The sequence below is a fragment of the Cellulomonas algicola genome (assembly GCF_003851725.1).
GTDB lineage: Bacteria > Actinomycetota > Actinomycetes > Actinomycetales > Cellulomonadaceae > Cellulomonas > Cellulomonas algicola.
In genome coordinates this window covers 33,189-54,514 of sequence record NZ_BHYL01000034.1, presented here as the reverse complement: position 1 = coordinate 54,514, position 21,326 = coordinate 33,189, and the positions used below count along the sequence as shown (strand labels likewise).

At 74.8% G+C, this 21,326-nt stretch carries 16 protein-coding genes; 8 read left to right on the top strand and 8 right to left on the bottom strand.

Annotation, left to right across the window (positions count from 1 at the left end; translation table 11 throughout):
* Nucleotides 1–19: 19 nt before the first annotated feature.
* The 3 genes from CTKZ_RS02365 to CTKZ_RS02355 form a co-directional block, all read right to left on the bottom strand.
* Entirely contained in the window at nucleotides 20–1,168 is a 1,149-nt protein-coding gene (locus tag CTKZ_RS02365; RefSeq protein ID WP_124341431.1) for a glycoside hydrolase family protein, read from the bottom strand.
* Nucleotides 1,165–2,307 carry a Gfo/Idh/MocA family protein gene (locus CTKZ_RS02360; protein WP_124341430.1) on the bottom strand — a complete coding sequence of 381 codons (1,143 nt, stop codon included), beginning with the start codon at nucleotides 2,305–2,307 and terminating at the stop codon, nucleotides 1,165–1,167. Before CTKZ_RS02360 ends, CTKZ_RS02365 begins: the two co-directional genes overlap by 4 nt.
* Before the next feature lie 73 nt (nucleotides 2,308–2,380).
* The gene (locus CTKZ_RS02355; protein WP_124341429.1) at nucleotides 2,381–3,424 is read right to left on the bottom strand and encodes a LacI family DNA-binding transcriptional regulator; all 1,044 of its coding nucleotides are present in this window, start codon (nucleotides 3,422–3,424) and stop codon (nucleotides 2,381–2,383) included.
* Nucleotides 3,425–3,661: 237 nt separating this feature from the next.
* Between CTKZ_RS02355 and CTKZ_RS02350 the strand changes: the two genes are divergently transcribed.
* The 5 genes from CTKZ_RS02350 (at nucleotide 3,662) to CTKZ_RS02330 (ending at nucleotide 9,403) form a co-directional block, all read left to right on the top strand.
* A complete protein-coding gene (locus CTKZ_RS02350) occupies nucleotides 3,662–4,111 on the top strand; it encodes an L-rhamnose mutarotase (RefSeq protein WP_124341428.1) in 450 nt (149 codons plus the stop codon).
* Nucleotides 4,108–5,286: an L-rhamnose isomerase gene (gene rhaI, locus CTKZ_RS02345; protein ID WP_124341427.1), complete on the top strand. Its 1,179-nt coding sequence runs from the start codon at nucleotides 4,108–4,110 to the stop codon at nucleotides 5,284–5,286. Before CTKZ_RS02350 ends, rhaI begins: the two co-directional genes overlap by 4 nt.
* Before the next feature lie 3 nt (nucleotides 5,287–5,289).
* A complete protein-coding gene (locus tag CTKZ_RS02340; protein WP_124341426.1) occupies nucleotides 5,290–7,347 on the top strand; it encodes a bifunctional aldolase/short-chain dehydrogenase in 2,058 nt (685 codons plus the stop codon).
* Nucleotides 7,344–8,903, top strand: coding sequence for a rhamnulokinase (locus CTKZ_RS02335; RefSeq protein ID WP_124341425.1), 1,560 nt, complete (start codon nucleotides 7,344–7,346; stop codon nucleotides 8,901–8,903). Before CTKZ_RS02340 ends, CTKZ_RS02335 begins: the two co-directional genes overlap by 4 nt.
* Nucleotides 8,904–9,016: 113 nt before the next feature.
* Entirely contained in the window at nucleotides 9,017–9,403 is a 387-nt protein-coding gene (locus CTKZ_RS02330) for a YciI family protein (protein WP_124341424.1), read from the top strand.
* Nucleotides 9,404–9,486: 83 nt separating this feature from the next.
* Here CTKZ_RS02330 and CTKZ_RS02325 read toward each other — a convergent pair whose 3' ends face one another.
* Nucleotides 9,487–10,530, bottom strand: a complete 1,044-nt coding sequence (locus CTKZ_RS02325) for an AEC family transporter (RefSeq protein WP_124341423.1) — start codon at nucleotides 10,528–10,530, stop codon at nucleotides 9,487–9,489.
* 214 nt (nucleotides 10,531–10,744) lie between these two features.
* Between CTKZ_RS02325 and CTKZ_RS02320 the strand changes: the two genes are divergently transcribed.
* The 3 genes from CTKZ_RS02320 (at nucleotide 10,745) to CTKZ_RS22320 (ending at nucleotide 15,407) form a co-directional block, all read left to right on the top strand.
* Nucleotides 10,745–11,539 carry a 3-ketoacyl-ACP reductase gene (locus CTKZ_RS02320; protein ID WP_124341422.1) on the top strand — a complete coding sequence of 265 codons (795 nt, stop codon included), beginning with the start codon at nucleotides 10,745–10,747 and terminating at the stop codon, nucleotides 11,537–11,539.
* 212 nt (nucleotides 11,540–11,751) lie between these two features.
* A complete protein-coding gene (locus CTKZ_RS02310) occupies nucleotides 11,752–13,965 on the top strand; it encodes an FAD-binding protein (RefSeq protein ID WP_124341421.1) in 2,214 nt (737 codons plus the stop codon).
* Entirely contained in the window at nucleotides 13,965–15,407 is a 1,443-nt protein-coding gene (locus CTKZ_RS22320; protein WP_235843143.1) for an SGNH/GDSL hydrolase family protein, read from the top strand. Before CTKZ_RS02310 ends, CTKZ_RS22320 begins: the two co-directional genes overlap by 1 nt.
* A gap of 483 nt (nucleotides 15,408–15,890) precedes the next feature.
* Here CTKZ_RS22320 and CTKZ_RS02295 read toward each other — a convergent pair whose 3' ends face one another.
* The 4 genes from CTKZ_RS02295 to CTKZ_RS02280 all read right to left on the bottom strand — a co-directional run bounded on the left by CTKZ_RS02295 (nucleotide 15,891) and on the right by CTKZ_RS02280 (nucleotide 21,288).
* Nucleotides 15,891–16,787: a sugar phosphate isomerase/epimerase family protein gene (locus CTKZ_RS02295; protein ID WP_124341442.1), complete on the bottom strand. Its 897-nt coding sequence runs from the start codon at nucleotides 16,785–16,787 to the stop codon at nucleotides 15,891–15,893.
* A gap of 65 nt (nucleotides 16,788–16,852) precedes the next feature.
* Complete coding sequence (locus CTKZ_RS02290; RefSeq protein WP_124341420.1) at nucleotides 16,853–18,016, bottom strand: Gfo/Idh/MocA family protein; 1,164 nt, start codon at nucleotides 18,014–18,016, stop codon at nucleotides 16,853–16,855.
* Between the two features lie 552 nt (nucleotides 18,017–18,568).
* On the bottom strand, nucleotides 18,569–20,098 hold the full coding sequence (locus tag CTKZ_RS02285; protein WP_124341419.1) for a mannitol dehydrogenase family protein: 1,530 nt from the start codon (nucleotides 20,096–20,098) through the stop codon (nucleotides 18,569–18,571).
* Nucleotides 20,095–21,288 (bottom strand): LacI family DNA-binding transcriptional regulator, encoded by a 1,194-nt coding sequence (locus tag CTKZ_RS02280; protein ID WP_124341418.1) that lies wholly within the window; start codon nucleotides 21,286–21,288, stop codon nucleotides 20,095–20,097. Before CTKZ_RS02280 ends, CTKZ_RS02285 begins: the two co-directional genes overlap by 4 nt.
* Between the last annotated feature and the right edge of the window lie 38 nt (nucleotides 21,289–21,326).

Genomic DNA, 21,326 nt, shown 5'->3' with positions numbered 1-21,326 from the left:
GAGCGTGGACGAGTGCGGGTCAGGGGAGCGGGACGCGGCGCAGGTCCAGGTCGACGGGCTCGTCGCGGTCGCACACCAGGTGCCCGTCGACGACGCGCGCCACGGCGACCTGGACGACAGCCCGCCGGGTCGCGGGGGTCTCGCCGTCCGCGGCGCCGCCGACCGGGTCGCCGTCGGAGCGCGTCGCGTCGTGCGCCGCCTCCAGCGTGCGTCCCTCGTCGGAGAACGGCGACACGAGGTGCGTGAAGTAGAAGACCCACGCGACGGGCTCGCCGGCCGCGTCGGACCCGACGACGACGTCGGCGTGGTGCCCGACCGACCTGTCGGCCGGGCGGCGGCCCGGGCGGTCGAGCACGTGCCCGTCGTAGGTCCACGTCTCCAGGTCCGACGAGCGGTGGACGGCCTGCCCGCGCCACTCGTCGACGAGCATCCAGTGCCACCCGCCGAGCGCGAAGACGTTCGGCCCCTCGTGCGGGCGGCCCGTGATCACCGCGCGCGACGGCCCCCACGACTCGAGGTCGGGGGAGTCCGCGCACCACGTCGTCGAGTCCGCGGCCTCGTCCTTGAACCACATCCGGTACCCGCCGCCGGGGAGCGGGGCGACGCACGCGTCGATGACGCGGTCCGACGACAGCGGCACGACGCCGCGGTGCTCCCACGTGACGAGGTCGTCCGAGACGTGGTGCAGCACGTGCCGGTCGTGGCCCTCCCAGCGGTCGGGGACGCCGCGGATGTACGACACGAACATGTGGAACCGGCCCTCGGCGTGCACGACCTCGGGCGCCCAGAGCGTGTTGCGGCCGTCGTGCGGGTCGAGGCCGGCGACGACGCCGCGGTGCGTCCACGTGAGCCCGCCGTCGTCGGACGTCGCGACGGCGATGTCGGTGCCGTGCACCCAGGTGACGCCCGGACCGGGGTCGTCGGGTCGCCGTTGCGTCGCGAACAGCCACCACGTGCCGTCGGGGCCGCGGACCAGCGTCGGGTCGGTCGGCGCGCCGAGCGGGTCCGTGAACAGCGGCGCGGGCGCGACACGCGGCTTCGTGGTGCGGCTCGCTGACGCGTGCCCCTCCGTCGTCGCGCGCACGTCGGTCGAGCCGGGGCCGTCAGTCGGCCCGCGGCCGGTGGCTGGCGCGACGGAGGCGGCCGCGTCGGTGACGCCTCCGCTCACGCGTCCGTCCCCGCCACGACCGGCCGCAGGTCCTCGATCCCGTGCAGGAAGCCGCCGCGCAGCTCGCTCCCGGGGGCGAGGTCGGCCTTCGTGACGGGCCGCCCCAGCGCGGCGGACGCGTAGATCGCGGTGACGAGCTCGAGCGACCGGGCGGGGTCGGAGGCGACGGGCGGCAGCGGCGCGCCGGTGCGGAACGCGTCGTAGACGGCGCGCAGCAGCGGGGTGTGGCCGCTGGGCTCGTCGTCGACGGGCAGGGTCCAGGAGTCCGGCGCGGGCTCGGCGGGGCCGCCGGTCACGGCCGGGGCGGGCGTGAGCCGCCATGCGCGGGCGTCGTGCCCGTACAGGTGCTCGACCTCGACGGTGCCGAGCGTCGTGTCGACGCGCACGTAGCTCGTCTGGCGGGGCGCGAGCGCCGTCGTCAGGACCGACACGACCGCGCCGTTCGCGAACCGCACGACGGCCGTCGACGTGTCCTCGGTCTCGAGGTCCCGGTCCAGCCGGAACGCGCGCGCGTCGACCTCCGCCCAGTCGCCGAGCAGGAACGCGAGCAGGTCGAGCTGGTGGATGCCGAGCCCGAGCAGGGGACCGCCGCCCTCGGTCGCCCACCTCCCGCGCCAGGGCACGGCGTAGTAGTCCTCCTGCCGGCGGTACCAGAGCGTGTGGCAGACGCCGACGAGCGGCCGGCCGAGCGCTCCGTCGGCGAGCAGCCGCTGCACGTGCCCGACGGCGGTGCCGGTGCGCTGCTGGAACACGACCGCGTACTCGCGCCCGGCCGCGCGCGCGACGTCGAGGACGGCGTCGAGGTCGGCGAGCGACAGGACGGGCGGCTTCTCGCAGACGACGTGCGCACCGGCGCGCAGCGCGGTGATCGCCTGGTCGCGGTGCAGGCCGGGCGGGGTGCACAGGTGGACGACGTCGACGGCCTCGGCGGCGAGCAGCTCGTCGAGCGAGCCGTACCGGCCCGCGATCCCGTAGCGGTCCGCGAAGACGTCCCGGACCTCGGGGTTCGGGTCCGCGACGGCGACGACGGCCGCGCCCGGGTCGGCGTCGAGGACCTGCTGGTGGGCGTGCGCGATGGCGCCGGTGCCGACGATCGCGACGCGCAGGACGGCGTCGGGCGCGGAGGTCGAGTCGGTCACGTGCGCTCCTTTGCGACGGATTGAATCGTCTCACTGTACGGGGAAGCGCTTGCCTCCTGTCCAGGGGAGGTGGTCAGGCGTTCGGGTCGGACGAGCCCCGCACGACCAGCTCCGGCTGGAACTGCACGCGCTGGTGCTGGAACCGCTCGCCCTCGGTGCGCTGGCGCAGCAGCAGGTCGGCGGCGGTCCAGCCGAGCTGGTGCGTCGGCTGCCGGACCGACGTCAGCGGCACGGTGAGCATCGACGCGAACGTCACGTCGTCGTACCCGACGACGGCCATCTCGGCCGGCACGGCGACGTCGCGCGCCCGCAGGCCGCGCAGCACGCCGAGCGCCGCGAGGTCGTTGACGCAGAAGACCGCGGTCGGCCGGTCGGACTCGTCGAGCACCCGCGCGATGCCCTCCTCGCCGCCGTCCGCGTTGAGCGACCCGATGGTGACCTCGACCAGCGCCCGCTCGGGGTCCAGCCCGGCCGCGAGCAGCGCCTGCAGCACGCCCGCGCGGCGATCGGCGCACTGGCGGATGCTCAGCGGGCCGTTGACGAACGCGATGCGCCGGTGCCCGAGCGCGACGAGGTGCTCGATCGCGAGGGCCGCGCCGCGGACGTCGTCGACCGCGACCGACGAGATGTCGTCGAACGGCGACGTCGCGTCGAGCAGGACGACGTCGACGCCGCGGTCGCGCGCCGCGAGCAGCGCGTCGATCGACCCGGCCGACGGCGTCACCATGACGCCCTGCACGCCGTGCTCCTCGAACAGCCGCAGGTAGCGCGACTCGCGCTCGGGGTCCTCGTCCGACGACGACAGCATGAGCGTGTAGTCCTCGGCCGCGAGCCGGTCCTCGACTCCGCGCGCGACCTCGGTGAAGAACGGGTTGGCGATGTCGAGGACGATCGCGCCGACGGTCTGGATCGTCCCGGCCCGCAGCTGACGCGCGGACGCGTTGCGGACGAACTGCAGCTCGTCGATCGCGGCCTGCACGCGGTCGCGCGTGGCCGGGGTGACCTGGTCGGGACGGTTGAGGACGTTCGACACGGTGCCGACGCTCACGCCCGCGCGCTTGGCGACGTCGGTGATCGACGGGCGGCGTTCCGCTCGCCCCCGGGTCGTGGTGGCCATCCGTGGTCCTCCGCTCTGCGTCCTCGCGCCCCGATGGTATCGGCGGCCACGGGCCGACAGTCGGCACGACCGGTCGGCGGTCTCCCGGCGCGCCGCAGGTCGGGGCGAGCGCAGTACGCTGCGTCGGGAAAGGGCTTCCCGAACCGATGTGCCCGGAAGGGTTGACGCCCGGGACGGCCCGTTCCTAGAGTGCTACGCGATGAATCGTTTCAACGACGCGACGATCGGAGGCAGGCCGTGACGCGAGTCTGCTTCGTCTCCCGGGTCCGCCCGGACCGCCTCGACGAGTACCGCGCACGGCACGCCGCCGTGTGGCCGGAGATGCTCGAGGCGCTCCGCGACACCGGGTGGCGCGACTACTCCCTGTACCTGGCGCCCGACGGGCTCCTCGTCGGGCACCTCGAGACCGACGACTACGCCGCCGCGCAGGAGGCGATGACGCGCACCGCCGTCAACCCGCGCTGGCAGGCCGAGATGGCCGCGTTCTTCGTCGACGACGGCAACCCCGACGAGGGGTTCCAGGTGCTCGACGAGGTCTTCCACCTCGAGGACCAGCTGCGCGCCGCCGGGCTCCCGACGACGCCGTCGACCGCGCGCTCGCCGCACGCCGACCCGGACCGCGCCGCCGACGACGCCGCGCCCCGCCCCACCACGACCGACCCCGCCCGACTGGAGGACCTCGCATGAGCCCCACCCCCGAGGCCCTCGCCGCCGCGCGCGGCGCCCTCGCCCAGCAGACGATCGAGCTGCCCTCGTGGGCGTTCGGCAACTCCGGCACGCGGTTCAAGGTGTTCGCCCAGCAGGGCGTCCCGCGCGACCCGTTCGAGAAGATCGCCGACGCCGCCCAGGTGCACCGGTACACGGGCGTCGCGCCGCGCGTCAGCCTGCACATCCCGTGGGACCTCGTCGACGACTACGACGCGCTCGCGCGGCACGCCAAGGACCTCGGCGTGACGATCGGCGCGATCAACTCGAACCTGTTCCAGGACGACGACTACATGCTCGGCTCGCTCACGCACCCCGACGCCCGGGTGCGCGCCAAGGCCGTGCAGCACCACCTGCAGTGCATCGACGTCATGCGCGCGACGGGGTCGCAGGACCTCAAGCTCTGGCTGCCCGACGGCCTCAACTACCCGGGCCAGGACTCGATCCGCGCGCGGCAGGACCGTCTCGCCGAGGGCCTGCAGGAGATCTACGCGGCGCTCGACCCGCAGCACCGGCTGATCCTCGAGTACAAGTTCTTCGAGCCCGCGTTCTACTCGATGGACATCCCCGACTGGGGCACGTCGCTGCTGCACTGCCTCGCGCTCGGCGACCGGGCGATGGTCGTGCTCGACACCGGGCACCACGCGCCGGGCACCAACATCGAGTTCATCGTCGCGCAGCTGCTGCGCGCGGGTCGGCTCGGGGCGTTCGACTTCAACAGCCGGTTCTACGCCGACGACGACCTCATGGTCGGCGCCGCGGACCCGTTCCAGCTGTTCCGGATCATGCACGAGATCGTGCAGGCCGGGGCGCTCGCGCCCGACAGCGGCGTCAACTTCATGCTCGACCAGTGCCACAACATCGAGCCGAAGATCCCGGGCCAGATCCGGTCCGTCATGAACGTGCAGGAGGCGACGGCCAAGGCGCTGCTCGTCGACCGGTCCGCGCTGCTCGCCGCACAGACGGCCGGCGACGTGCTCGGGGCCAACGGCGTCCTCATGGACGCGTACAACACCGACGTGCGGCCGCTGCTCGCCGAGCTGCGCGCCGAGCAGGGACTCGACCCTGAGCCCCTGGCCGCCTACGCGCGGTCGGGGTACGCCGAGACGATCGTCGCCGAGCGTGTCGGTGGCACGCAGGCCGGATGGGGAGCCTGACCGATGACCGAGACGACGGCCGCGGCCGACCTGATCGCCCGCTCCAACCGCCTGGGCTCCGACCCGCGCGTCACCAACTACGCGGGCGGCAACACGTCCGCCAAGGGGGTCGCGACCGACCCCGTCACCGGCCAGGACGTCGAGCTGCTCTGGGTCAAGGGCTCGGGCGGTGACCTCGGCACGCTGACCGCTCAGCACCTCGCCGTGCTGCGGCTCGACCGGCTGCGCGCCCTCGTCGACGTGTACCCGGGCGTCGACCGCGAGGACGAGATGGTCGCCGCGTTCGACTACTGCCTGCACGGCAAGGGCGGCGCCGCTCCGTCGATCGACACCGCGATGCACGGGCTCGTCGACGCCGCGCACGTCGACCACCTGCACCCCGACTCCGGGATCGCGATCGCGACGGCGGCCGACGGCGAGGAGCTCACGCACGAGATCTTCGGCGACTCCGTCGTGTGGGTGCCCTGGCGTCGGCCCGGGTTCCAGCTCGGCCTCGACATCGCCGAGATCAAGGAGAAGAACCCGCAGGCCATCGGCTGCGTCCTCGGCGGGCACGGCATCACCGCGTGGGGCGACACCTCGGCCGAGGCCGAGCAGCGGTCGCTCGAGATCATCCGGTCCGCCGAGGCGTACATCGAGGAGCGCACGCGCGCGCTCGCCGCCGACGGCGGGCACCCCTTCGGCGCGGTCGTGCCGGGCTTCGAGGCGCTCGACCCCGCGGCCCGGCGGGAGCGCGCGGCGGCCCTCGCGCCCGTGATCCGCGGCCTCGCGTCCGCCGACCGCCCGCAGGTCGGGCACTTCACCGACTCCGACGTCGTGCTCGACTTCCTGTCCCGCGAGCGCCTGGCACCGCTCGCCGCGCTCGGGACGTCGTGCCCCGACCACTTCCTGCGGACCAAGGTGTCGCCGCTCGTCGTCGACCTGCCCGCGACCGCGCCCGTCGACGACGTCGTCGCGCGGCTGCACGAGCTGCACGCCGAGTACCGCGAGGCGTACCAGGCGTACTACGACCGGCACGCGACCGCCGACTCGCCGGCGATCCGCGGCGCCGACCCGGCGATCGTGCTCGTCCCCGGCGTCGGGATGTTCTCGTTCGGCAAGGACAAGCAGACCGCGCGCGTCGCGGGCGAGTTCTACGTCAACGCGATCAACGTCATGCGCGGCGCCGAGGCGATCTCGACGTACCGGCCGATCGACGAGTCGGAGAAGTTCCGCATCGAGTACTGGGCGCTCGAGGAGGCCAAGCTCCAGCGCATGCCCGCGCCCAAGCCGCTCGCGACGCGCGTCGCGCTCGTGACCGGCGCCGGGTCCGGCATCGGGCGGGCCATCGCCGAGCGGCTCGCGGCCGAGGGGGCGTGCGTCGTGATCGCCGACCTCAACCTCGCGGGGGCGCAGGAGGTGGCCGACGCGCTCGGCGGCCCGGACCGCGCCGTCGCCGTCGAGGCCGACGTGACGTCCGAGGACGCGGTCGCCGCGCTCGTCCGCGAGACCGTGCTCGCCTTCGGCGGGGTCGACCTGGTCGTCAACAACGCCGGCCTGTCCATCTCGAAGCCGCTGCTCGAGACGACCGTCCGCGACTGGGACCTGCAGCACGACGTCATGGCCCGCGGCTCGTTCCTCGTCGCCCGCGAGGCGGCGCGCGCCATGATCGCCCAGGGCCTCGGCGGCGACATCGTCTACATCGCGTCGAAGAACTCGCTGTTCGCCGGCCCCAACAACATCGCCTACTCCGCGACCAAGGCCGACCAGGCCCACCAGGTCCGGCTGCTCGCCGCCGAGCTCGGCGAGCACGGCATCCGCGTCAACGGCGTCAACCCCGACGGCGTCGTGCGCGGGTCCGGCATCTTCGCCGGCGGGTGGGGTGCGCAGCGGGCCGCCGTCTACGGCGTGCCGGAGTCCGAGCTCGGTGCCTACTACGCGCAGCGCACGCTCCTCAAGCGCGAGGTCCTCCCGGAGCACGTCGCCGCCGCGGTCTTCGCCCTCACCGGCCCCGACCTGGTGCAGACCACCGGCCTGCACGTCCCGGTCGACTCCGGCGTCGCCGCAGCCTTCCTGCGATGAGCGCGTTCGCGGCCGTCGACCTCGGGGCGTCGTCCGGGCGGGTCATCGTCGGCCGGGTCGTCGACGGGGTCGACGGGCCGCGAGCTGCGCTGCACGAGGTCAACCGGTTCCCCAACGGGCCCGTCCGCGTCCCCGCGGTGGTGGGCGGTGCATCCGGCTCGTCGACCGCGGGCGCGCAGACGGGCGGACCGGGCGCGACGACGGGGGAGGCGACGCTCTTCTGGGACGTGCTCCACCTCTACCGGGGCGTGCTCGACGGGCTGCGGGCCGCGACGCGCGAGGTCGGCACGCTGGCCGGCGTCGGCATCGACTCCTGGGCCGTCGACCACGGGCTCCTCGACGCCGACGGGCGCCTGCTCGGCAACCCCGTCCACTACCGCGACGCGCGCACCGACGGCATCCCCGACAAGGCATTCGCGACCGTCCCCGCCGCCGAGCTCTACGCACGCACGGGCCTGCAGGTGCAGCCGTTCAACACCGTCTTCCAGCTCGTCGCCGCGCAGGGCACCGCCGCGCTCGCGGCCGCCCGGCAGGCGCTGCTCGTCCCCGACCTGCTCGGCGCCTGGCTCACGGGCGTCCCCGTCGCCGAGGTCACCAACGCGTCGACGACCGGGCTGCTCGACGCGACGAACCGCACCTGGGCGCTCGACGTCGCCGACCGGCTCGGCATCGACACGCGCCTGCTGCCGCCGCTGCGGGATCCCGGCGTGCTGCTCGGGCACGTCCGCGACGACGTGCGCGCCGACGTCGGCCACCACGCGCCACTGCCCGTGTGGACCGTCGGGTCCCATGACACCGCGTCAGCCGTCGTCGCCGTGCCCGCGACCCGACCCGACTTCGCGTACGTCTCGTGCGGCACGTGGTCGCTCGTCGGGCTCGAGCTCGACGCGCCCGTGCTCACCGAGGCGTCGCGCGCCGCCAACTTCACCAACGAGGCCGGCGTCGACGGCACCGTCCGCTACCTGAAGAACGTCATGGGACTGTGGGTCCTGCAGGAGACGCTGCGGGTCTGGAACGAGGCAGGCCTGCCCGCCGACCTGCCCGACCTGCTCGCCGCCGCCTCCCAGGTGCCCGCGCTCACGACGGTCGTCGACATCGACGCGCCCGCCTTCCTGCCGCCCGGCGACATGCCCGCGCGCCTCGCGGCCGCCGCGGCCCGGACCGGCCAGACCCCGCCGCAGACGCAGGCCGAGGTCGTCCGCTGCATCCTCGACTCGCTCGCGCTCGCGTACCGGCGGGCCGTCCGGCAGGCCGTCTCGCTGTCGGGACGGGACGTGCAGGTCGTGCACGTCGTCGGCGGGGGCGTCCGCAACGAGCTGCTGTGCCGCCTCACCGCCGACGCGACCGGCCTGCCCGTCGTCGCCGGTCCCGTCGAGGGAGCCGCGCTCGGCAACGTGCTCGTCCAGGCCCGCGCCGCCGGGGTGCTGTCCGGCTCGCTCGCCGACCTCCGCACCGTCGGCGCCCGCGGTCTGGACCTGCGCCGGTACGAGCCCGGTGGCCCCGGCATGCCCGGTGCCGCCCAGTGGTCGGCGGCCGAGGCGCGCGCCTTCGTCTGACGAGCGGGGTGTGACTCGCGTCCGCTGCTCCGTGCGCTCGTGTCGAGCGGGCCGGGGGTCGCGCGTCATGGGGGTGCGTGGGCACAGTGGGTGCCCCGGTGAGGAGGACTGACATGGCCCGCTACCTCGTGATGCTCCGCGGCGACCAGGCGACGTGGGACGCGTGGACCGACGACGACGTCGAGCGCAACAGCGCCCGGCACGCCGCGCTCGCCCGCCTCGCCCCGGCGCGCGGGCACGTGATCGTCGGCGGCGAGGAGCTCACGCATCCGGGCAGCGCGCTCGTCGTGCGGCGCAGCGCCGACGGCACGGGCACCGTGAGCGACGGTCCGTACACCGAGCTCGTCGAGCAGGTCGGCGGGTACTACCTCGTCGACACCGACGACGTGCGCGACCTCGCGGCGCTGCTCGCCGAGACGCTGTCCGAGGGCGTCGAGATCCGCGGCTTCGTCGACCACTCCGCCGACGTCGCCGCAGCCGACGCGAGCCTCCCGGCCTGAGGCAGCCCCCGCCGACGCCGTCGGTCACCGGGGCGGTTCACGCCGCGCACCCCTGACCCGCGGACCGGCCTCTGAGGGGCGTCCTACAGGAGTGCGGTGACGACGAGCAGGACGGGCAGGGCGAGCAGCGTCGTCACCAGCCCCGCATCGCGCGCGAGCGCCTGGCCGCGCCCGTACTGGATCGCGTACACGAGCACGTTCTGGGCGGTGGGCAGCGCGGCCATCGCGACGACGGCGAGCCGGGCCTCGCCGTGCAGCCCGAACGCGGTCGCGACGAGCGCGGCCAGGGCGGGGTGCACGACGGACCGCAGGACGACGGCGAGCGTGAGGTCGGCGCGCGGGGCGCGCTCGCGGTCGGCGGCGGGGACCGCGAGCGACATGCCGAACGTGAGCAGCGCGAGCGGTGCGGCCGTGGCGCCGACGAGCTCGAACGGTCCGTAGACGACGTCGGGCAGCTCCCACGGGAGCGCGGCGAGGACGAGGCCCGTGAGGGTGCCGACGATGATCGGGTTGGTCAGCGTGCGCCGCAGGGTCGCGCGGAGCGCGGCGGCCACGCGGCGCGCCCCGCCGGGCGGGGGTGGGTCGGTCCCGTCGTCCGGTGCGAGGTCGCGTGCGTCGGCGTCGGGACGCGGGTCCAGGCGCGCGCGGGGCGCGGCGGGCTGCGGTGAGGTCGCGCCGGTGCCGTCGCGGTGGGCGTCGAGGACGGTGAACGCGATCGGCGCGAGCACGAGGAGCTGGAAGAGCAGCGTCGGGACGGCGGCGACGGGGTCGCCGAGCAGGAAGACGGCGAGCGCGAGGCCGAGGTTCCCGGCGTTGACGTACGACGACGCGAGCGTCCCGAGGGTGACGTCGCCGGCGTCGCGGCGCAGCGCGAACCGCAGGACGAGCGCGGCGACGACCGCGACGGCGGCCGTGCTGGTCCAGGTGGCGAGCGCGGCGCGGGACGCGAGGACGTGCAGGTCGGTGCGCCCGATGCTCACGAGCAGCAGGGCGGGGGTCGCGACGGTGAAGACGAGGCGTGCGAGCACCGCGGACGCGTGCGGGCCGAGGATGCGGAGCCGGCCGAGCACCCAGCCGGCGACGACGACGGCGGTGAGCGTGCCGAGCGCGGTGAGGACGGCGCCCATCAGGTCCGGTCGCTCGTGAGGTGCACGTCGTCCATCCTGTCACGGCCGTCCGCCAGCCGGAAAGCGCTTGCCTCGACGGGGTCCGCCGTGTCACGATCGACGTCGGCGGCACCCGACGACGGGTCCGCCCGCACGGCCCCGCGCAGGTCCGCACCGCCGCTCCGGCAGCGGTGCCCGCCCGGGGTGAGCACCGACTCGACAGGAGAAGGCAACGATGCCGGCAGTCGCACTGGTGACCGGGGGGAACAGGGGCATCGGCCTCGGGATCACGCGGCGGCTGCTCGCCGACGGGTACGCCGTGTCCATCCTCGCGACGCGCGAGGAGCCGACCGACGTCCTCGCCGAGCTCCGCGAGACCGCCGGCGCCGACGACCGCGTGCGCTACGTCCGCGGGTCCGTCGCCGACCTCGACGACCACCGGCGCTACGTCGACGACGCCGTCGACGCGTGGGGCCGGCTCGACCTGCTCGTCAACAACGCGGGCGTCGCCCCGACCGTCCGTGCCGACCTCCTCGAGGCCGGCGCCGAGTCGTTCGACCGCGTCCTCGGCATCAACCTGCGCGGCCCGTACTTCCTCACGCAGACGTTCGCGAACCGCGTCATCGAGCTCCGCGGCCCGCTCGACGCGCTCCCCGAGCCGCCCGCCGGCCCCGTCGCGACGGTCGTCAACGTGTCGTCCGTGTCCGCGACGACCGTCTCGACCAACCGCGGCGACTACTGCGTCTCCAAGGCGGGCGTCGCGATGGCCACGCAGCTCTACGCCGTGCGCCTCGCACCCGAGGGGATCGTCGTCTACGAGGTGCGGCCCGGCGTCATCGCGACCGACATGACCGCGGGCGTCTCGTCGAAGTACGACGCGCTGTTCGAGGGCGGGCTCGCACCGATCGCCCGCTGGGGGCGTCCCGCCGACGTCGCCGGGGCCGTCGCGATCCTCGCGTCCGGCCAGACGCCGTACTCGACCGGCGAGGTCTTCCACGTCGACGGCGGCATGCACATCCCGGTCCTCTGACCGGTCCCGGCGACGCCGCCGCCCGGGACGGCCCGGACACCCGGCGCGCACCGCACGGCGAGCACGACCAGCACGGCGAGCACGACCCGAACGGCGAGCACGACCCGCGCGACGAGCACGGCCCGCACGGCGAGCACGACCCGCACGGCGAGCACGACCAGCACGGCGAGCACGGCCCGCACGACGAGCACCCCGACGACGAGGACGCAGCGATGAGCGACACCACCCGCCACGAGCCCGAGACCGTGCGCATCGGCGGCCACGACGTGCCCGTCGTCACCGCGCGGACCGTCGTCGTCGGCACCGGCTCCGCCGGCTTCAGCGCCGCCGACCGGCTGTGGGAGCTCGGCCACGACGACGTCGTCATGGTCGCCGACAAGGTCAACGCGGGCGCGTCGCGCAACGCCGGCTCCGACAAGCAGACGTACTACAAGCTCACGCTGTCCGGAGGCGACGGCGACTCCGTGCGGGAGATGGCGGAGACGCTGTACGCGGGCGGCGCGATGGACGGCGACAACGCGCTCGCCGAGGCCGCGTTGTCCGCGCGCGGGTTCCTGCGGCTGTGCGACCTCGGCGTGCCGTTCCCGCAGAACCGGTTCGGGGAGTTCATCGGCTACAAGACGGACCACGACCCGCGCCGCCGGGCCACGTCCGTCGGGCCGTACACGAGCCGGTCGATGGTCGAGCAGCTCGAGAAGAAGGTGCACCGCAACGGCACACGGATCTTCGACGAGTGCCGCGTGGTGGACGTCGTGGTGCGCCCGGTGGGTGCGCCGCCGGCCGCGGCCGGTGCGCCGGGCACGGCGTCCGGCGCTGCCGGGCCCGCCGACGGAGCCCCCGTGGACGACGCCCCCACCGCCGCCGAGCGGGAGACCGAGGTCGTCGGCCTGCTCGTCCTGCGCACCGACGTCCCGCACGACGGCTCGCGCTCGCCGTTCCTGCTGTTCCGCTGCACGAACATCGTCTACGCGACGGGCGGGCCGGCGGGCATGTACGCGACGCGCGTCTTCCCGAACGGCCAGTGGGGAGCGTCGGGGGCCGCGTACCGCGCGGGCGTGCACGGCAAGAACCTCACCGAGTGGCAGTTCGGTCTCGCGTCGACGCACCCGCGGTGGAACGTCTCCGGCACCTACATGCAGGTCGTCCCGCGGTTCGTGTCGACCGACGCCGACGGCGGCGACGAGCGCGAGTTCCTCACCGAGGCCATCGGCGACTACGGCCGGCTCCTGTCGCTCGTCTTCCTCAAGGGCTACCAGTGGCCCTTCGACATCCGGAAGGCGCTCGACGGGTCGTCGCTGATCGACCTGCTCGTGTACCGGGAGACCGTCCTGCGGGGGCGGCGCGTGTTCCTCGACTTCCGCCGCAACCCCGTCCAGGACACCTTCGACCCGAGCGCGCTGTCCCCGGAGGCGTACGAGTACCTCGACCGCGCCGGCGTCCTGTTCGGCACGCCGATCGAGCGCCTGCGCCGCATGAACGAGCCCGCCTACCAGTTCTACCTGCAGAAGAACCCGTACGTGGACCTCGAGACCGACCTGCTCGAGGTCGACGTCTGCGCGCAGCACAACAACGGCGGGCTCGTCGTCGACGCGTGGTGGCAGTCCAACGTCACCGGCTTCTTCCCCGTCGGCGAGGCGGGCGGCGCGCACGGCGTCTACCGGCCCGGCGGCGCGGCGCTCAACAGCGGCCAGGTCGGCGCGACGCGCGCGGCGCAGTTCATCGCGGCCCGCCGGTCGGTCGACCCCGTGGGGGTCGCGGACTTCGCGGCGGCGGCGGGACCCGTGCTCGACGGCGCGCTCGACCTCGTCGCGCGGGCCTCGTCGCGGGCCGCGTCCGGCGTGCCCGACAACACCGGCGACCTGCTGCGCGACGTCCAGGTGCTCATGAGCGCCAAGGCCGGTCCGGTCCGGTCGGCGGCGTCGATCCACGAGGCGCTCGTCCAGGTGCACGAGTGGCTGTCGGCGTACTCCGACCTGGTCACGGCGGACGCCACGTCGCGGCGCTCGGTGAACCGCACGTTCCTGGTCCGCGACATCCTCACGAGCGCCTACGTCTACCTGTCCGCGATGGCCGACTACGTCGCGCACGGCGGCCGCTCGCGCGGCTCCGTCCTCTACAGCGACCCCGAGGGGACGCTGCCGCACGTCGGGTACGGCCCGGCGGCCGACGACGAGCTCGACCTGCCCGACGTGTTCCGGTTCCGGCTCGACGGGGGAGCGCTCGACGACGTCGTCCAGGAGACCGGCTGGGTGCCGCCCGCGTCCGAGACGCCGGGCGTCGACTGGTCGCCCGTCGTGGAGCGGAAGTCCGACGACCCCGCCGGCCTGCCCGTCTTCCGCTGGCGGCCGCGACGGCCCATCCCCGAGGACGACGACTTCTTCGAGAACGTGTGGCGCGAGTTCCGCACGCACGGGAACGTCTACTGATGTCGACGGCGACGGTCGCCCCGCTGCGCGTCGTGGTGCCGCTGCCCGACGAGCGCGTCGAGGTCCGGGGCGCCGCCTGGCTGGAGACCACCGACCGCGGGCTCCTGCCGCACCGGCTGCCCGCGTGGACGCGCGCGCAGTTCCCCGACCGGTTCGTCGCGCTGTGCGACGAGCAGCCCGCCGGCCTGCGGCTCCGCCTGCGCACCGCCGCGACGCGCCTGCGCCTCGACGTCGACGTGCTCCGCGTCGCCGTCGGCCCGCAGCCGCCCGGTGCACCCCAGCCGTTCGACGTCGTCGTCGACGGGGTGCTCGTCGAGCAGCCCGACGGGTGGGGCGTCGCCGCCGGGGCAGGTGTCGTCGAGCTCGAGCCGCACCACGGCACGACCGTCGAGCGTCCCGGCCCGACGTCCTCGGTGGACCTCGCCCTCGTCCCGACCGCCCTCCGGGCGGGTGCGCGTGCGGGTGCCGGGACGGCCGGGCTCGCGGACGCCGACCTCGACGGGCGGCCGGTCGTCGCACGGGTCGACGGGCTGCCGCGCGGCGTCGGGCTCGACCCGACGCCGGGTCGCACCGGGCTCGACGGGTCGGGGGCAGCCGGGCTCGACGGGTCGGGTGCAGCCGGACTCGACGGGTCGGGTGCAGCCGGGCTCGACGGGTCGTCGGGCGTCGTGCGCGACGTCGAGGTGTGGCTGCCGTACGGCGAGGTCGTGCGTCTCGTCGCCCTGCACGCCGACGCGCCCGTGCTCGCCCCGTCCCGTACTCGAGGCCGACGCTGGGTGCACCACGGCTCGTCCATCAGCCACGGCGCGGCGGCCGACCGGCCCACGGGCACGTGGCCCGTGGTCGCCGCGCGCGCGACCGGCCTCGACCTCGTCAACCTCGGCATGTCCGGCAACGCGGTGCTCGACCCGTTCGTCGCCCGCACGCTGCGCGACGCGCCCGCCGACGTCATCTCGGTGAAGCTCGGCATCAACGTCGTCAACCACGACGCGATGCGGCTCCGGGCCTTCGTGCCCGCCGTGCACGGGTTCCTCGACACCATCCGCGAGGGGCACCCGACGACGCCGCTCGTCGTCGTCTCACCACTGCTCTGCCCGCTCGTCGAGGACACCCCCGGCCCCACGTTCATCGACCCCGCGTCCCCTCCCGGTGCCCCCGTCTTCGCGACGCGTGGCCGGCCGGAGGACGTCGCCGACGGACGACTGACGCTGCGCGTGATCCGCGCCGCGCTCGCGGAGGTCGTCGCGCCGCGGCGGGCGGCCGGTGACGGGGCGCTCCACCTCGTCGACGGCCTCGACCTGTACGGGGACGCCGACTGGGACGCGCTTCCGATGGCCGACCTCCTGCACCCCGACGCGCCCGCGCAGCGGCTCGTGGGGGAGCGGTTCGCGGACGTCCTGCGCGGGCTGCTGGGGTACGCGGGCGGCGCGTCCCGGGCCTGACGCCGACGTCCGCGCGTCTCCGGAGGTGCGGCGTGCGGCCGCGTGGTCCTGAGTGCCGGACGTGCGGTCGCGTGGGCCTGGTCGTCGGCCGTGTGACCGCGTGGTCCCCATCGCCGGACGTGCGGTCGCGTGGTCCTGATCGCCGGACGTGCGGCCGCGCGGTCCTGATTGCCGGACGTGCGGTCGCGTCGTCCTGATCGCCGGACGTGCGGCGGCGTCAGCTCCGAGCGTGCCGGACGACTGCCGCGCCGGCTCTCCGCTCGCCGGCCGTGCCGGACGGTCTCGCGTCGCGGCGTGGGTCCGCCAGGCGACCGCCGTCTGACGAGCGCTGCCGGACGCGACGACGGCGGTGCGCCGGAGGGACCCCTCCCCGGGCGCACCGCCGTCGTCGTCACGTCACCCGGATCGGCAGGCGACGCGACCCCGCACCCTGCGACGAGGGTCCGCTCGGGCGGCCTGCTGGACGGTCCGAGCGGACCCTCGTCACAGGTGCGGCAGCACGTGCCGGACGTACCGCTCGGCCATGGTGGCGAGCGTCTGGTCGCCCGGCGCGGACCACACGGACTCGTTGAAGATCTCCACCTCGACGTCCCCGGTGTAGCCTGCGTCGCGGACCCAGCGGGTGATCGTGGCGAAGTCCACGTACCCGTCGCCGACGTGCCCGCGCGAGAGCAGCGGGTCGGACGCGAGCGGCAGGATCCAGTCGCACACCTGGTAGCCCGCGATCCTGCGCGCCGCTCCCGCCCGCGCGATCTGGCGCTGCAGGTCCGGGTCCCACCACACGTGGTAGGTGTCGACGACGACGCCCACGACCTCGGCCGGGAACGGCTCCGCGATGTCGAGCGCCTGGCCCAGGGTCGAGATGACCGCGCGGTCCGCCGCGAAGATCGGGTGCAGCGGCTCGAGCACGAGCCGCACACCGTGACCCGCGGCGAACGGAGCGAGCTCGCCGATCCGGTCGGCGACGCGCCGGCGGGCGGCGACGAGGTCGCGCGCCGGGTCGACGTCGCCTCGGGCGGGGTAGGGCAGCGCCGGTCCGCCCGGCGCGCTCGCCGCCGGCAGCCCGCCGACGACCATGACGAGCTCGCGTGTGCCGAGCGTGGCCGCCTCGACGATCGCCCGGCGGTTGTCGTCGAGCGCCGCCTGCGCGGCCACGTCGTCGTCCGTGGTGAGGAAGCCCCCGCGGCACAGCGACGACACGCGCAGACCGGCGTCCTCGATGATCCGCGCCGCCTCGACCGTGCCGACCTCCTGCACGCGGTCGCGCCACGGACCGATCGACGACAGCCCCGCGCGCGCGGCGCCGTCGACGGCCTCGCGCAGCGTCCAGTGCTTCGTCGTGGCCGTGTTCAGCGACAGGCGGGACAGGTCGCCCGGCACGGTGCCGGCGCGGACGTCCTGCCCCTCCGGGGCCACGGGCGCGCCCTCGGCCGCGAGGTCGGTCGTCACAGCGAGATCTCGGGGACCGGGAGCCGACGACCCTCCGCCGACGACTGGAGCCCGAGCTCCGCGAGCTGCACACCGCGTGCCGCCGACAGCAGGTCGAACCGGTGGGTCCGGCCCGCCGCCACGTCGCGGAGGAACTCCTCCCACTGCAGCTTGAACCCGTTGTCGAGGTCCGCGTTCGCCGGGACCTCGAGCCACTGGTCGCGGAACGGCTCGGTCACCGGCAGGTCGGGGTTCCACACCGGCTTGGGCGTGTGCGCACGCTGCTGCGCGACGCAGTTGCGCAGCCCCGCGACGGCCGAGCCGTGCGTGCCGTCGACCTGGAACTCGACGAGCTCGTCGCGGAACACGCGGACCGCCCACGACGAGTTGATCTGCGCGATCACCGGGTCGCCGCCCGGCGTCTCGATCTCGAAGATCCCGTACGCCGCGTCGTCGGCCGTCGCCGCGTACTCGTGGCCCTGCTCGTCCCAGCGCGTCGGGATGTGCGTGACGGCCTGCGCGTTCACCGTCCGGACCTGCCCGAGGATCCCCTCGAGCACGTAGTTCCAGTGGCAGAACATGTCGACGACGATGCCGCCGCCGTCCTCCTTGCGGTAGTTCCAGCTCGGCCGCTGCGCCTCCTGCACGTCACCCTCGAAGACCCAGTAGCCGAACTCGCCGCGCAGCGACAGGATCCGGCCGAAGAAGCCCTCGTCGACGAGCCGGCGCAGCTTCACGAGGCCCGGCAGGTAGAGCTTGTCGTGCACGACGCCCGCGGTGACGCCCGTCGTCTCGCGCAGGCGCGCGAGGTCGATCGCCTCCTCGAGGGTCTCGGCCGTCGGCTTCTCCGTGAAGATGTGCTTGCCGGCCTTCATCGCGGCCGTGAGCGCCGCGTAGCGGCGCGACGTGACCTGCGCGTCGAAGTAGACGTCGACCGTCGGGTCGTCGATCACGGCGTCGGCGTCGGTCGTCCAGTGCTCGACGCCGTGCAGCGCGGCGAGCTCCTTGACCTTGTCGGCGTTCCGGCCGACGAGGATCGGCTCGACCTGCAGGCGCGTCCCGTCCTCGAGCGTCACGCCGCCCTGGTCGCGGATCGGCAGGATCGAGCGGACGAGGTGCTGCCGGTAGCCCATGCGGCCGGTGATGCCGTTCATGGCGATGCGCAGGGTGCGGGACGTCATGGTCGCTCCGAGGTTCAGGACCGCGTTGTCGGTCGGAGGGGAATGCGCTTTCCAGCCTAGCGCAGGACCCGACGGAGTCAAGTGCCGACCGGACACGGAGGGCTCCCGAGCCCTCCGTCACGGACGATCGGCGACGGTGAGCGCCGGTCCTGCCCCGCGGACCCGCGAGCCCTTCGTCGCACAGGGGCCGGCGACGGTGAGCGCCGGTCCTGCCCCGCGGACCCGCGAGCCCTTCGTCGCACAGGGGCCGGCGACGGTGAGCGCCGGTCCTGCCCCGCGGACCCGCGAGCCCTCCGTCGCACAGGGACCGGCGACCGTGAGCGCGCCGGTCCTGCCCGGCGGACCCGCGAGCCGTCGTCGCGCTCGGACCGGCGACGGTGAGCGCGCCGGTCCTGCTCCGCGGACCCCCTGGTCGATCGGACGACGCCGGCATGCACTCCGGGCGCTTCGGGCGCGGAGCCGCTTCCGGGGGGGCGGGCGACGGTGAGCGTGCGGGCGTGCCTCGTCGCGCTGCGGACCCGTTCCTCGGTGACCTGTTCCCCGCGCTGCGTGTCAGACGACGGCGAGCGTGCGCAGGTGCGCCTGGACCTCCCGGCGGAGCACCTCGGACTCGGCGAGGTCGTCGCCGAAGATCTGCCGCACGGCCAGCAACCGTCCGGGCAGCCCGTCCAGGGGCCCTGCCGCGGCCGACGCGAGCACGTCCGCCAGCGGGTCGTCGAGCGTCACGCGTCGACCTGCGACCTCGAGCCCCGTCAGCGTCGTCGCGTGCACGTATGACATCCACGCAGCCAACGTCGCCGCCGCGGCCGTCGGCACCGCCCCCGCCGCGAGCCGGTCGCGCACGGTGCCCAGGAGGCGCTGCGGCAGCTTCGCGGAACCGTCCATGGCGACCTGCACCGTCGTGTGACCCGTGTTCGGGTTGGCGAACCGGGTGAGCACGTCCTCGCGGTACTGCGCCAGGTCGAGCCCGTCGGGCGCCTGGAGCGTCGGCAGGACGTCCTCGTCGACGAGTGAACGGACGACCGCCTCGAGTGACGGGTCGGCGACGGCCTGGGCGATCGTCTCGTACCCCCGGAGCGCCCCGAGGTAGGCCAGCGTGGAGTGCGACGCGTTGAGCACCCGCAGCTTGGCGCGCTCGTACGGCGCGACGTCGGCGGTGAGCGTGGCGCCGGCAAGCTCCCAGGCGGGTCGGTCGCCGGCGAACGTGTCCTCGACGACCCACTGCGAGAAGGGCTCGCCGACGACGAGCCCTTGGTCCTCGAGGCCGGTCAGGCGGACGGCCTCCGCCCGGTGCTGGTCGGTCGTCGCCGGGACGATGCGGTCGACCATCGTCGACGGGAACGCCACGGACGTGGCCACCCACGCGGCCAGGCGGTCTCCTCCCGGGACGGCCGCGAGGATCGCGTGCACGAGGCCGGCGACGACCGGCCCGTTCTCGGCGAGGTTGTCGCAGCAGACCACGGTCATCGGTCCCGCGTCGGACCGGTGGCGCTGCGCGAGTCCCCGGACGAGCAGCCCGATCGGGGACCGCGCGGGCCGCTCGGGCTCGGCGCCCGCGAGCTCGGCGGCGAGCGCGTCGACATCCGAGGCCAGATCGGGGTCGGCGAGGTCGGGCCGGCCGTCCGCGGCGCGGCGGTAGCCCTTCTCGGTGACCGTCAGCGTGACGACGTGCGTGGTGGGGGCCGCGATCGTGCGGACGACGTACGGCGTGCTCGTGCCCGGGAAGGCGACGTCGCGCAGCGAGCCGACGATGCGGAGGGACGTCTCGTCCGCGCCCTTGGTGAGGACGCCGTACAGCCCGTCCTGCGGCGCGAGCTGGTCCGCCACCCGCGCGCTGCGCTGCGTGACGCCGAGGATGCCCCAGCCCGTGGCGCCCGCGGCGGCCGCCGCGTCCTCCGTGTACACCGCCTGGTGCGCCCGGTGGAACGCGCCGAGCCCGAGGTGCACCAGGCCGACCGTCGTCGAGGCGGGGTCGACGGCGGGACCGCGGACCGGGGTGCGGCCGGCCGGCCCGGCGTGGGACAGGTCGGTGCCGGTCAGGTCGGTGCCGGACAGCGTCGTGCGGCTCAGGCGGGGCGTCATCGGTCGCTCTCCGTGGTCGGCAGATGGGGTGCGGTGCTGGTCGAGCTGCGGACCACGAGCTCGACCCGCAGGCGGACGCGGGCGGCGTCCGTGCTCGTGCCGCTCGTCGTCCCGTTCGGGCCGTCCGAGCCCGTCGCGGAGGCAGTTGCTGGCGTGGTCGCGGCGCGCGGGGACGCGGCGGCAGTGCTCGAGGCCCCAGCCGGGCGGGTGTCGCCGGGCGCGCCGGTCGCCGCAGCGACGGCCGCGGCGATCGCACGCTCGGCGGGCGTCTGCCGGCCGGCGCGCAGGCCGCTCGCGACGAGCAGGTCGACCGACTCGCGACCGAGGCGGGCGAGCGGCACGGTCACCGTCGTGAGCGCCGGGGACACGAGCGTCGCGGCGGGGATGTCGTCGTAGCCCACGACGGAGACGTCCTCCGGCACGCGCAGGCCGCGCGCCTGGAGCCGGTTGAGGATGCCGAGCGCGACGAGGTCGTTGTGCGCGAGGACCGCCGTCGCACCGCTCGCCGCGACGAGGTCGGCCGCCGCGACACCGCCCGCGAACACCGGGGCGAAGTGACCGAGGTCGACCACCTCGACGTCGTTGAGGCCGTGCGACACGTCTCGCAACCCGTGCCGGCGCCGGGTGTCCGACCATGAGTCGGTCGGTCCGCCCGCGTAGGCGAGGCGCCGGTGGCCCAGCGCGTGCAGGTGCGCGACGGCCTGTCGGACGCCGTCGGCGTTGTCGATCACGACGGAGGGCAGCGTGCCGTGCTCGCGGTTGACCAGGACGAGCGGGACGTCCTCCGCGAGGCGGTCCAGGTCGGCGTCGGCCATCCGCGGGGAGCAGAGGATCGCGCCGTCCACCTGGCCGCCCAGGTGCGCGACCAGCTCGGACTCCATGCGCGGGTCCTCCTCGGCGTCCGCGACGAAGACGGCGTGGCCGAGCGTCCGGGCGCGCGCCTGCACCCCCTTGGCGACGGCGGCGAAGAACGGGTTCTCGAGGTCGGGCACGACGAGGCAGAGGTTCCCCGTGCGTCCGGTGATGAGCTCGCGCGCCGCGCGGTTGGGTCGGTAGCCGAGCTCGCGCGCGGCGCGCTGCACCTGCTCGCGACGCTCGGGCGCGACGAGGTCGGGGGCGCTCAGCGCCCGGGACGCCGTGGCAGGGGACACCCCTGCCAGGCGTGCGACGTCGCGCAGCGTCACCACCACAGGTGCCCTCCTCCCGGTCGTGCTGCTCGATCGACGAC